The following is a 12,767-nucleotide window of genomic DNA, read 5'->3' as shown; positions in this document are numbered from 1 at the left end:
TCCACCGCACTGCGTTACCAGCAATCGGACCCCGACGTCCGGTTGATGATTCGTGTCAGAAACGACGACGCCGCTGCGTTTGAGGAGTTGCTGCGAAAGTATCAGCCTCGGCTGGTTCGATTGATGCGCACGATCGGTCCCAAACCGGATCTGGCCGAAGATCTGGCACAAGAGACGTTCATGCGTGTTTTCCGGGCGCGTCACAGCTACGAGCCCGGCGCCAAGTTTTCGACCTGGTTGTTTACGATCGCGGCCAATGTGGCACGAAACGCGACGCGAAGTCAGGGACGGCGTCAGGAGGTCAACGAGATCGACGCACCGGTGACCTCCGACGGCTCCCAGGCCGTCGGCATTCTGGCCGCCACCGCGTTGGACGCCAGTTCGCTGATGCCCGGTCGATTGGTCGAAGGCAGCGAACGCGGCGCGATCGTCCGACAAGCGGTCGAAGCCTTGGGTGAGCGACAGCGGACGGCGTTGATGCTGTCGCGTTTTGAGAATTTGAGCTACGCCGAAATCGCTGAAACGATGGGACTGACCACCAAAGCGGTCAAATCGTTACTCAGTCGAGCACGAGTCAACTTGCGCGAAATCTTGCAGCCGTATATCGAGGCGGGGGTGATCCCGAGCGAGGTGGAACCATGAGCGAAAGTGTCTTGCTAACCGATGACGAACCGGTTGATCCCGACGATGAACTGTTGGTCGCCTATTTGGATGACGAACTCGACGACGCCGAGCGGAAGGCCGTCGAGAAGCGGCTGGTCGCGGAGACCGAGTTTCAGCGACGTTTGCAAACGCTGCAATCCGGGTGGGAGTGGCTGGACGAGTTACCCTCAGAGTCCACCAACGAGAAACTGGTGGAATCGACCATCGAACTACTCGTCGCCGACATCATTCCGGAAAAGAAATCGGAAGCCGGCTGGGTGAGCCAGCATTGGAGACACCTGGTCTTCGTCGCCTTGCTGGTCGCCGGATTTGCCGCCGGCGCCATCGGCGTGTCGATCGCCAATCGGATCGCACTCCGCAATGACCTGGCAGAGCTGGCGATCGCCGAAGACCACGAAGCCTACAAGTTGGGCGACAATTTTTCGTTCTTTTATCAGCTTGCGTACAATCCCCGCTGGCAAAACATGATCGAAACGATGGAACAGGTCGGTCAGCGAGAAATGGCTCCGGCCAGTGTGGTCGCTTCCATTCCATTGCAAGACCGCGACGCCGCGCTGCAGTCATTGCCCACCGAGACGCGCGAGAAGTTGGTCGTCCGCTGGGAGGCCTATCGCGGATACAGCGAAGAAACCAAGCAGGAATTGAGGCGGATCGCCAGGGAAGTCCGCAACGCCAAGGACAGTGAAAAGCTATTGCGGACCATGAAAGCCGCGTCGGTCTGGATCGAAAGCGTCGGTGAAGAATTACGCGATGATCTGCAAAGCACCGACGAAGCCGTGCGCCAAAATGCGATTGACCTGGCGATCGATATCACGATGAACGATCTGGCCCGTGATTCGGGAAAACTGATCAGCGAAGAAACGTCGGATCGAATCTATTTGTGGTTGCAATGGTTGTTGACGCAACGGATGGAGCAGATACCAGGTTTGGCCGCCGGAATTGAACGGGGCAAAGCGATGCTCAAGGAGCAGGGGCGCGACGAACAATGGGCGGAGTACTTCATGCTTCGCGCGATGGTCGACGACCGCGATTGGCGAGGTCGTGGCCCGGGATTTTCCGGATTCAGTGGCGGATTGCGCATGGGACCCGGCGGTGGCGGGCCAAGGGGGCCAAACAATGGGCCACCAGGCAATGGGCCGCCAAACAATGGGCCACCAGGCAATGGGCCACCAGGCAATGGGCCACCAGGCAATGGGCCACCAGGCAATGGGCCACCAGGCAATGGGCCGCCGGCTCCAGCTGACGAAGATGATCCGGACGTCGACGAACAACGTGATCCGGGGCGACGCCCGCCGCCTCCGCGGATTCCTCCCGTTACCGACCGCGAATACCAAGACCTGAAGACGCTGTTGGATGACCAAGCCCGCGAGGACCTGAGTGCGCTAACGAGCCTGTCGACCGAGCTTGCCGGTGAAGTGGTTGCGGTCAGCGATACGCTGCGGACATGGACCCTCGAAGCGCTTCGCCGGAATTCACCGGCGTTCCAAGCCGATGAATCGACTCCGCTTGATCGCTACCGTTCGCGAGAAGAGCCCGACGTGTTGGATCTACTTCCGCCGGAAGAAATCATGAAGGCGATTTACTACCGCCCCGATCGGCGCGGAGGCCGACGGTAAGCTGCCCTACGCGCACTTGATGCAGGTCGTTGCGAACGGCAGAATCTCCAGCCGGGCCGGATCGATGTGGGCACCGCAGCGGGCACAGATGCCGTAGGTGCCCTGTTCGATCGCGTGCAGTGCCTCTTTGATTTGGTTGATCTCGCGCATCGTGACGTTCCCCAAGCCGGCGAGCACTTCGTCTTCTTCTTGCTCGGTCGCGCGTTCTTCCCAGTCTTCGTTGACCGCTTCGCTGAGGTCGGTGTCAATACCTTCGACGCGAGTGACCAGCTTATCGAGCTTCGCCTGCAGTTCGGCGCGAACGGCCGAGTAGTCGGGAGTCGGTTGTTCAGATTCAGTTGTCATCACGTTCCTTAGAGAATGTCAAGATCAGCCTGGCAGACGAAACCACCAACATAGAACAAACGCACCCCCACGTCGATTCCACCACCCCCCGCTTTCCTCCCGGAGTCGCCGCTTAGTTGGTCCTGAGTCGCCGCCTAGTTGGTGCTGAACGGAGGCGGAAACGGCAGCCGGGTTTTCGCCGCATTGCCGCCGGACTGCTGATCGGAAGCAGGCAATTGAACGGCACCACTGGCCAGAAACTCGATCAACAATTGGGCGCGATGGTCGACATTTTGCTCGGCCAGCAACCGCAATTTCATCGACACTGAAAGCGGCAGGGTGTGCGAGATGATGTCCGTGATCGGACCCAACCCCATCGAGCCGGCCAACAGTTCGCTCAGCCCTTGTTGGACACTCTGGCTGGCCGGGATCACATCGCCGAACGCATTCAACAACGCGGCGCGAAGCTGGCTGCGGTCGTTCATCCCCGATGGCGGATACAGATCGTCCAACACGTTGATCTTGGCGATCCGGAAACAACGCCCCGCATCGACCTCTGCAGTGACCTGGGCCCGTTTGATGCCGACCAGCAAGATGTTGTGCCGGTCGTCATCACGTTCGACGTGGGAGACGATCTTGCCGATGCAAACGGTCGGATCGATGGGCGGATCCTCTTTGCCGATCCGTGGCGTCTCGGTCAGCGTCGCCATTGCGATCAACTCGTCGCTTTCGAGTGCCTCGGCAAGCATCTCGCAATACCGAGGTTCGAAGATGTGCAGCGGTTGCATGGCGTGCGGAAACAGGACCAGCGAAGGCAACGGGAACAAGCGGACCTGACCGTCAAAGTCGTCCGGCAAGCGAGTCAAGTCGTCCAAGTCACCCATCAATTTCACTCTTCGGCAAACGCCATCAAGATCCGCAACACGTACCAAAACAACAGCACGACTGATGCAAACAGCGCCAGGGATGCCGCCACGTGCTGGTCGGTGCGGTAATGGTGCAGCACGTTCGAGGTGTCGTACAGGATATACCCCGAGGCAAGGGCGACCATGGCGACGCTGAACCACAGCCCGAGCGAAAAGCCCATCAAGATCCCCGCGAAGATCGCACCCATCGCGGCGAACCCGCCCAACGCCAGGAATTTACCCCAGCCGCTGAAATCGGCACCCGTGATGAACACAAACGCAGTCAGACCCCCGAACACCACCAGTGTGACCGCGGCCGCCATCAGCGGAGTCTTGGGGTCGACGAACGTGATGGCCACGTACAGCAGCGGGAACAGCAACGCCGCCTCGGCCACCACATACAAGCTCAGACCGGCATACTGCATCGCAGGCGACGCCCCGTTGCTGGCCCAAGACCGGGCCAGCCAGCCGATCCCCATGAACAGGACCAACGCGATCAGCCACGTCCAGGGCGATACGCTCTGAACCAGTTGCATCATTTTGGCCTGTGGGACGACGGTGAAAATCACCGCCTCGATCCCGATCAACGCCAAAATGGCGCCGAACAGGTGTGTGTAAGTTCGTCGAATGAACCCCGCGCGAGCTGACTCGTCGGCAAACGCGGCTGGTACTCCTACGTCGGTCACGGAATATGGATTCACATTACTCATTGAAACATCTCGCTGATTGAAAAATCGCATCCACCCTGGGGCATCCTTCCTAGGCACCATAGCAGATGCAAGCCGGGTGCGCTGCCCCCCAAAAACTGACGCACCCGATGCCCCGTCGCCCGCGAAGCTCTCCCTGCCCGGGCTTGTGTCACTGCGTCAATATAGCTTTGCCCGCGTCCGTTTGATGCGCCGTTTGCCGTCGGAAGCGCAAAAATGAGCTCGCAAACCGAATCAATCGCCCAACACGCAACGCCCCTGCAACCGTCACGGTTCCACAAGTATGCGCGCCGGTTCAGTGGACGACATTGGTGATCGGAGGCTCAAATAGGCGATGACTAGTTCCGCACGCATCGGCCGGCGCACGTTCGACGTGCATCCGGCCGTCAGCGTGATTGGCCAGCCAGTGAGACAGACTCCCCAGTCCGTCGGGTCGGTCCGTCGGGTCAGTCCCAACGCGATGGGCCCGTTCCGCTGACCCATTGCGAGATCCACCCTACCCGGTGGTGGCACGTCTAAACGAGAGGTGTCACCCACGTGGACGAAGTCCGCGCCGCCCGCGGCTCTCGCGTCCCATGTCCACTCCTGGAACGACCTTCACGTTCGAGACTTCACGATGACCACTGCTGATACACCTGGAACCTATCTTGTCACCGGTTGCGCGGGCTTCATCGCCAACAGGGTAGCCTCGCTGTTGCTTGACGCCGGGCACACGGTCGTCGGAGTGGACAACGTCAACGACTACTATGACACCACGCTGAAGGAACACCGGCTGAAGGCCCTCGAGTCGGATCGATTCCGTTTTCATCGGATCGATATCGAGGACCAGGATGCGTTGGCGGGACTGTTCGACGACGATTCCTTCGACGCCGTCTTTAATCTCGCTGCCCGGGCCGGCGTCCGGTACAGCATGGAGAATCCGCACATCTACGAGACGACCAACTCGTTGGGCAGTCTAAATCTGCTGCATCAGATGCGGCGGACCGGCGTCGGCAAATACGTCCTCGCGTCGACGTCGTCCCTGTACGCCGGCCAGCCGATGCCATTCCGCGAATCGCTGCCGGTCAACACGCCGATCTCCCCCTATGCGGCGAGCAAGAAAGGCGCCGAGGTGATGGCGTACAGCCACCACTACCTGTATCAAATCGATGTCTCGATCTGTCGCTACTTTACCGTCTATGGGCCGGCGGGGCGTCCGGACATGTCGATTTTCCGGTTCATTCGCTGGATCGACGACGGCGTTCCGATTCAATTATTTGGTGACGGCGAGCAGTCTCGCGATTTCACCTATGTCGACGATATCGCCCGGGGAACCATCCTGGCGGCGAAACCCGTGGGATACGAAATCATTAATTTGGGCGGGGGTGGGACTCCGGTTTCGCTTAATACCTTGATCGGCATGCTCGAAGATCGGCTCGGCAAGAAAGCGATCATCGAGTATTTGCCCTTCCACCAGGCAGACATGATGACCACCAGTGCGGACATCACCAAAGCGGGCGAGCTGCTGGGGTGGAAACCTCAGGTTTCGTTGGAACAAGGATTGGACGAATCCGTGCGTTGGTATCAAACTAATAAGCCGTGGTCGGAAAAAATTGTTCTGCCATGATTCCTCCCGACCAGACCGATCTCGTTGAGCCGAAGCCTACCGTGCCCACTCCACGTCGCCGCATCGTCTTTTTGAATCGGTCCTACTGGCCGGACATCGAAGCGACCGGTCAGTTGCTTTCGGACTTGTGCCGCGGTCTGGCCCCGCATTTCGACGTGCATGTGGTTTGCGGCCAGCCGAACAGCCCTGAACCGAGCAGCTCGTATTTGCAGGTCGGTGCAGAAGTCCGCGACGGCGTCACGATCCACCGGCTGGCGCATCATCAATTCGCCAAGAAGAACCCCTTCGGACGCATCCTCAATCTGCTCTCGTTTTTTTATTCCGCCCGTCGCTTCCTCCGCAAAGTCGACTGGGGGGCCGACGTGGTCATCAGTGAGACCGATCCGTTTCTATTGCCGATCGCGGGGGCGGAGTTTGCCCGTCGGGTCGGTGCCGAGCACTGTGTTTATCTGCAAGACATTTATCCCGATGTGGCGGAAGCGGTTGGCAAAGTACGAATCCCACTGGTCGCACCGCTGTTGAGACGAAAGTTGCGCGCCGCGTACCAGAATGCTTCAAGGATTATCGTGCTGGGACGCTGCATGCGGAGGCGTCTGACCGGGCCTCGGTGGGGAATCCAACGCGACAAGATCGAAATCGTTCCCAACTGGTCGGACTGTCAAACCATTGTCCCGATCGATCCTCGCGAGAATCAATTTCGAAAACGCTTTGAATTGGCCGATGCGTTCGTGGTCATGCATTCCGGCAACATGGGGCTGACCCAGCGTTTGGAAGTCTTGATCAGTGCGGCGGCCCAACCGCATTGGCCGGCTCGGGCAAAATTGTTGCTCGTCGGCAACGGGGCGTCGCGTGACAAGTTGCTTGAGCACACCGCGCGGCTGAATCTTCCGCCGGGGCGTGTTGAATTTGTCCATTATCAGCCGCGCGACCAACTGACCGAAAGTTTGTCTGCCGCCAACGTCCACGTCGTCTCGATGCACGAAAACGTCACCGGTTGTCTGTGCCCGAGCAAGCTGTACGGTATCATGGCTGCGGGCCGCAGCGTGATTGCGGTCGCGGACCCGCAAACGGATCTGTGCCAAACCGTTCGTGAACGCGACATCGGCTGGTGCGTTCCACCGGGATCGCCGAGTGCCATTGCGGACGCCGTGGCTAAAGCCGAAGCGGAATCCCGTCGCACCTCCACCTGCGACTTTGTCAATCGCCAACGTCGGTCAAGGGACGCGGCGATCCGCCACTTTGATCGCCCCGTGATCGTCAAGAAATTTTCGCAAATCCTCGCCAGCATCCTCTCCGATCACGCCATCGACCTGACCGACCATAACCTGCACGAAGCCCCCCTCTCTCGGCATCTCAGTGCGTCGGACTCGGGCTTCGCGTTGACACTCTAAGTTTCCTGATCCTCTAGATTGCTGACCCTTTGAAGCTCAGCAAACCACACATGCCAACGGCACTCATCACCGGAATCACCGGTCAGGACGGGTCCTATTTGACCGAGTTGCTGATCAGCAAGGGCTACACCGTCCATGGAATCGTGCGGCGTAGCAGCATCACCGCACGCGGTCGGTTGGACCAACTGTTTCACCAAGAAGACGTTTACAACAAACGCCTCTTCTTGCACTACGCAGATCTCAGCGATGTGACGACGATCCGTCGCATCCTGCTCAAATCGACCCCCGACGAACTGTATCATCTGGCCGGACAAAGTCACGTCGGGGCGAGCTTTGAGATCCCCGAGACGACCTGCGAATTCACCGCCATGGGCACCCTTCGGTTGCTCGAAATCCTCCGGGACTTAGACAAACAACCCAAGTTCCTGCACATCAGCAGCAGCGAGATTTTCGGGCGTCCCGACCAGTCCCCGCAGAACGAAACCACGCCGATGCGTCCGGTCACGCCCTATGGGATTGCCAAGGCGTTCGCGACGCAAATGGTTACGTTGTATCGAGAATCCTTCGGTTTGTTTGCCTGCAACGCGATCTGCTACAACCACGAATCGCCCCGCCGCGGCGAGTCGTTTGTGACTCGAAAAATCACACGTGCGGCCGCCGCGATTTCGATGGGGCTGCAAAAAACACTTTTGCTCGGATCGCTGGATGGACGTCGTGACTGGGGGTACGCCCCCGAGTACGTCGAAGCGATGTGGCGGATGTTGCAGCAACCCGCCGCCGATGACTTTGTCGTCGCGACGGGGACCGCGCACAGTGTCAAAGATTTTCTGGCGGCGTCGTTTGATGCGGTCGGATTGAACTGGGAAGAGTTTGTGACCCAAGACCCCCGCTACATGCGACCAAGCGAAGGGACGCATCTGGTCGGCGATCCCAGCCGGGCATCCGAGTCGCTGCAGTGGACGGCTGAAACGCAGCTTCCCCGACTCGCCGAAATCATGGTCCAGTCCGATTTGGACGCGCTGGCGGCGTCGCGTCAACGTGCCGAAACCTGAGCCGATTGTATTCGCGCCAACGCCTTTCCGAATTGCTGCTCTGGATCGCTGCGTTCACATTCGGGATTGCCCCCGCGATGTTGGCCAGCGATTTCGGTGGCATCTTGCCATGGACCAAGTACACCTCCGCAGTCGCACTGACCTTCGCCTGCTTGATCGCCCTGCTGGCGCGATCGCTTTCGGTCGGCTGCCCGGGCGAAATTCGCTTGCAGCCCCAGGCGTTTGCGTTGACCGGGTTGTTGTTGGTTTTGTTGGCCGCGGCCACGTTGCAAACCGTGCCCCTGACGTCGCGTCTGGTCGCATGGCTGAGCCCCGCCAGTTATTCCGCGTCTGTGAATTGGGCAGGCAGGATTCTGCCGGTCGATCTCTCCCAATCCCTCACGATTTCGATCGCCCCGTTCGATTCCAGACACGCGATCGCCAATCTTTCGATCGCCGTTCTGGTCTCGTTTGTTGCCGTCTTGGTGTTTCACCATCGAGGGCGAACGACTTGGTTGCTCTCGGCGATCGCGCTGGGCGCCTGTTCGGTGGCACTGATCGGGCTCGGCCGCAAACTGTTTCCACAGTTTCACCTCTGGAGCTTTCGCAGCGGCGGCGAAGGGGCGCCGTTTGGAACGTTTCTGAACCGAAACAACGCGGCGTTGGCGATCAATCTGGGAATCGCATCGGCGCTGGGCTTGATCGTCTATCGCGGCTCGGCCCTGTCGCACCAAGGCGACGCGGGCGAGTCTGCAGAGCGAACTGGACGGAAAACGTTCGGTTCGTTGTGGCTACGCGATGGGGTGCTGCTGACGGCCCTCGTTTCTCTGTGCGTCACTTTGGTCGGATTGATCGGCTGTGGCTCTCGCGGCGGGCTGCTGTCCATGTTGGTCGCCGGAACGGCCACGGTGGTGCTGACACGCGGAAACCGTGTGCGACTGGCAGGCGTGGTGGCCGCAATCGCGGTGGTCGTGTTGACGGTGGTCGTATTGTTGCGGACCGGTACGATTGGAACCGAGACACTCCGCGAAGACACGTTTCAGCAAATCGGTTCGACCGTCACTCGGGGCAGCGATCGTTTGTCGACCGACACCCGGTTGTCGCACTGGCCGGACGGATTTCGCACGGCGATCGAACATTTTCCGGGCGGCAGCGGATTGGCGTCTTATGGTTACGCGTATCTACCGTGGCAGCAAACCAGCCCCTGGCGTCATTGTCTGCACGCCGACAACTTGTGGTTGGAAATGTTTGTCGAACTCGGCCTGGCCGGTCTCCTGCTGACAGCGTTGGCTGCAGTGTTGATGGTTCTGTGCCTGAGACGTTTGTACGCTTCGACCGATCCACTCGACCAAGGGATTGGGATTTCCGGCTGCTACCTTTGCGTCGTGATCGCCGTCAGTCAGACGTTCGATTTCGGACTGATTTTGCCGGCGAACCTGTTGGCGGTTGTCATGCTTTTGTCCGTCGTCGTGGCGCGTGCCTCGACGGTGGTATTGGCTGCGAGCGGACGCGAGAACGCGACGCCGGGCACCAGCGGCCAGCCGAAACTAAAACTGCTGCCGCAGGACGCTTGGTGGCGGTCACCGAGATTCCTGCAAGAACGCGTCTTTCAGATCGCCTGCGCGGCGGGCCTGTTGGTCATCGCCGTGTTCGCCATCAATCGACTTCGGTTCGACAACTTGGTCGATTTCGCCGTCCGCACCGCCGATGCAGAATTTCAGTACCATCGAACGGACCAACCGTGGCTGGATCGGTTCGCTGCCGAGACGCGAACACTTGCCGGGCAACACCCACACCCGGATCTGCTGGATGTTTTGACCAGGATCGATTTCCAACGCGGTCGTCTGTTGGAACTAACCCTGATGAACGCCGGGCGAATTCCGCAAACTCAACAGGCGGCGCTCTACGCGGCGACGTCGCGCGGACGCCGGCGACTGGGGTGGCGGGCGGCCGATCCCGTGCTTTCCAAGCATGTGACCGACGCTGGAGTACCGGTGTCGCCGATGCCGGTGAGTCCACCATTGCGTTCGCCGGATTCACCCTATGCCCTGGCCTTGCAATCGGCCGAAGCGTCACTGCGTCAACGACCACTGGCGATGCCACCGCGTATCGATCAAGTCTATTTGGAATTCATCCACCGATCGCCCGAACGCACCAAGGCGGCGATCCGTCAATCCGCTGCACTGTTTCCAAACACCCCCGAGTTGCAACTTCGATTCGGGGCGTTGGCAGCCAATCACGGTGATTATGAAACTGCGGTACAAGCCTGGCGACGTGCCGCGACGCTCGACGACCACATGATCCCCCGCGTGTTGGGGCGTTCACGCCGGTTCCCCGATTTTCCCGTCGAGGAATTGGTCACTTCCCCCCGCGACTCCATTCCACATTGAAACCAGATAGGTCATGAAAATATTATCCGTCGTCGGAGCACGGCCGAACTTTATGAAGATCGCGCCGATCATGCGGGCACTGGACAGCTACGGAGACCGGGTACAGCAGACCCTGGTGCACACCGGCCAGCACTTCGACGAAAAAATGTCGGACATTTTCTTTCGTGAACTGGAACTCCCCAAACCCCACGAGCACTTGGGGGTATCCGGAGGATCGCACGCGGTTCAAACCGCACGGATCATGCTGGAATTCGAACCGGTGATCTTGAAGCATCGGCCGGACTGGTTGGTGGTCGTCGGCGACGTCAACTCGACCGTGGCCTGTTCGTTGGTGGCATCGAAGATCGGCGTTCCGATCGCCCACGTCGAAGCGGGCTTGCGTTCACGTGACAATACGATGCCGGAAGAAATCAATCGCAAGGTCACCGACGCGATTTCGGATTTGTTGTTGACCCCGTCGCCCGATGGCGATGCCAACCTGATTGCCGAAGGCGTCTCGCCGGACCGCATTCACTGCGTCGGCAACGTGATGATCGACTCGTTGATCCGTGCGTTGCCCAAGATCGAACAAAGCGAAATCCTGTCGACCCTGGGACTGACCGCCGGCGAATTCGTGTTGGCAACCCTACACCGGCCCAGCAACGTCGACGATCCGGAGATGTTGGCCGAGTTGATCGCGGCACTCAATGAGATTTCAGAGTCATTGCCGATCGTGTTTCCGGTGCACCCCAGAACACTGGCGCGATTGGAAACCGAAAACATCACCGTTGCCGACAAGATCAACATGGTTGACCCGCTGGGGTACTTTGATTTCATGGCCTTGATGAAATCGGCCAACGTCGTCCTGACCGACTCCGGCGGCGTCCAAGAAGAAACGACCTACCTGGGCGTCACGTGCCTGACGGTTCGTCCGAACACCGAACGGCCGATCACGATTGACGAAGGCACCAACCGGCTGGTGCAACCGGGAAAAGACACGCTCTTGGCGGCATGGAAGGAAGTCCAATCGACTCCCCCCGAACGCAGATGCCCCGCCCTCTGGGACGGCAAAGCCGCCGAGCGGATCGCCGCGAAACTGATCAACGGTTTGTCGATATAAGGCAGCAAGCATTCGCATGGAGCCTCGCGACGATTTTCGCTCGCCCGTCGGGCTGGCTCGCGTTGAATCGGCAACATCGACAAACCCTCAATGGATCGTGTCAACGCGAATCCACTGCTGAAACCCAACTGCCAGGGTGATACGGCAAATTCCCCGCTCACTTTGGAAACAATCAATCAAATGTCACCGACTGCAAAACAGTCAACGATTATCGAACCGCCTCGTGGATGGCTCAAGTTGAACTTGGGCGAAATCTGGCGATATCGGGACCTGCTGTATCTACTGGCCAGGCGTGATATTTCGACGCGTTTTCGGCAAAGTGTGATCGGGTACGGTTGGGCAATCTTACGCCCGTTGCTGACGGCCGCCATTTTTACACTGGTGTTTAGTGTCTTCGTTAAAGTCGAGACGGAGGTCCCCTATCCGATCTTCGCGTTCGCAGGACTCATGCCCTGGTTGTACTTTGCCAATTCCTTAACTGACGTGACATCCAGCATCGTCGGCGGAGGCCCGTTACTGACCAAGGTGTATTTCCCACGGTTGGTTCTGCCGTTGGCTAAGATCGGCGTCGGGCTTGTTGAACTTGCGTTGCAGTTTCTGGTGCTTTTCGGGCTGCTGATCTACTACAGCTACGCTCCGGGGTGGCAAATCCTGCTTGTGCCCGTCTTTGTTCTGGTGACCGTGGTGACAGCATTGGCGTTTGGGATCTGGTTGACAGCGCTCAATGTCAAGTATCGAGACGTTGGAATGGCGGTGCCATTTCTGATTCAAATTTGGATGTACCTCTGCCCCATTGTCTATCCGATCACGATGGTGCCGGAACAGTTCCGCACGATCTATGCGATCAATCCGATGGTCGGTGTGATCGAAGGGTTTCGTTGGGCGTTGCTTGGGACGCAGCATCCGAATTGGACGATGGTCGGCGTTTCACTAGCGGTGATGAGTGTGATTCTCATCACCGGCGTCGCCTATTTTCGGAAAGTCGAAACATCGTTCGCGGACATCATCTAGTTCATTGTTGCAGCCCTCGAGTCC

General features: G+C 59.0%; 11 protein-coding genes. 8 read left to right on the top strand and 3 right to left on the bottom strand.

Features of this window, described 5'->3' with window-relative positions:
* Nucleotides 1-45: 45 nt before the first annotated feature.
* Together TBK1r_RS09355 and TBK1r_RS09350 are read left to right on the top strand one after the other, a co-directional pair.
* Nucleotides 46-642, top strand: a complete 597-nt coding sequence (locus TBK1r_RS09355; protein WP_372895947.1) for a sigma-70 family RNA polymerase sigma factor — start codon at nt 46-48, stop codon at nt 640-642.
* Nucleotides 639-2,279 carry an anti-sigma factor family protein gene (locus TBK1r_RS09350; RefSeq protein ID WP_145209271.1) on the top strand — a complete coding sequence of 547 codons (1,641 nt, stop codon included), beginning with the start codon at nt 639-641 and terminating at the stop codon, nt 2,277-2,279. Before TBK1r_RS09355 ends, TBK1r_RS09350 begins: the two co-directional genes overlap by 4 nt.
* Nucleotides 2,280-2,285: 6 nt before the next feature.
* Here the strand turns inward: TBK1r_RS09350 and TBK1r_RS09345 are convergent, their stop codons facing one another.
* From TBK1r_RS09345 to TBK1r_RS09335, 3 genes are all read right to left on the bottom strand, one after another.
* Nucleotides 2,286-2,624, bottom strand: coding sequence for a TraR/DksA family transcriptional regulator (locus TBK1r_RS09345; protein ID WP_095739053.1), 339 nt, complete (start codon nt 2,622-2,624; stop codon nt 2,286-2,288).
* A 134-nt stretch (nt 2,625-2,758) separates the two neighbouring features.
* Nucleotides 2,759-3,487, bottom strand: a complete 729-nt coding sequence (locus TBK1r_RS09340) for an LON peptidase substrate-binding domain-containing protein (protein ID WP_145209268.1) — start codon at nt 3,485-3,487, stop codon at nt 2,759-2,761.
* 5 nt (nt 3,488-3,492) lie between these two features.
* A complete protein-coding gene (locus TBK1r_RS09335; RefSeq protein WP_145209265.1) occupies nt 3,493-4,218 on the bottom strand; it encodes a Bax inhibitor-1/YccA family protein in 726 nt (241 codons plus the stop codon).
* Between the two features lie 613 nt (nt 4,219-4,831).
* Here TBK1r_RS09335 and TBK1r_RS09330 point away from each other — a divergent pair.
* From TBK1r_RS09330 to TBK1r_RS09305, 6 genes are all read left to right on the top strand, one after another.
* Entirely contained in the window at nt 4,832-5,821 is a 990-nt protein-coding gene (locus TBK1r_RS09330) for an NAD-dependent epimerase/dehydratase family protein (RefSeq protein ID WP_145209261.1), read from the top strand.
* 41 nt (nt 5,822-5,862) lie between these two features.
* A complete protein-coding gene (locus TBK1r_RS09325) occupies nt 5,863-7,212 on the top strand; it encodes a glycosyltransferase family 4 protein (RefSeq protein WP_419581165.1) in 1,350 nt (449 codons plus the stop codon).
* 50 nt (nt 7,213-7,262) lie between these two features.
* Nucleotides 7,263-8,264 carry a GDP-mannose 4,6-dehydratase gene (locus tag TBK1r_RS09320; protein WP_145209255.1) on the top strand — a complete coding sequence of 334 codons (1,002 nt, stop codon included), beginning with the start codon at nt 7,263-7,265 and terminating at the stop codon, nt 8,262-8,264.
* 32 nt (nt 8,265-8,296) lie between these two features.
* Nucleotides 8,297-10,633: an O-antigen ligase family protein gene (locus tag TBK1r_RS09315; protein WP_419581164.1), complete on the top strand. Its 2,337-nt coding sequence runs from the start codon at nt 8,297-8,299 to the stop codon at nt 10,631-10,633.
* A gap of 13 nt (nt 10,634-10,646) precedes the next feature.
* Entirely contained in the window at nt 10,647-11,732 is a 1,086-nt protein-coding gene (gene wecB, locus TBK1r_RS09310; RefSeq protein WP_145209248.1) for a non-hydrolyzing UDP-N-acetylglucosamine 2-epimerase, read from the top strand.
* 180 nt (nt 11,733-11,912) lie between these two features.
* The gene (locus tag TBK1r_RS09305; protein ID WP_145209246.1) at nt 11,913-12,743 is read left to right on the top strand and encodes an ABC transporter permease; all 831 of its coding nucleotides are present in this window, start codon (nt 11,913-11,915) and stop codon (nt 12,741-12,743) included.
* Nucleotides 12,744-12,767: the final 24 nt, after the last annotated feature.

The sequence above is a fragment of the Stieleria magnilauensis genome, assembly GCA_007753675.1.
GTDB classification, from domain to species: domain Bacteria; phylum Planctomycetota; class Planctomycetia; order Pirellulales; family Pirellulaceae; genus Stieleria; species Stieleria magnilauensis.
This window is presented reverse-complemented; position numbering and strand designations above follow the sequence as displayed.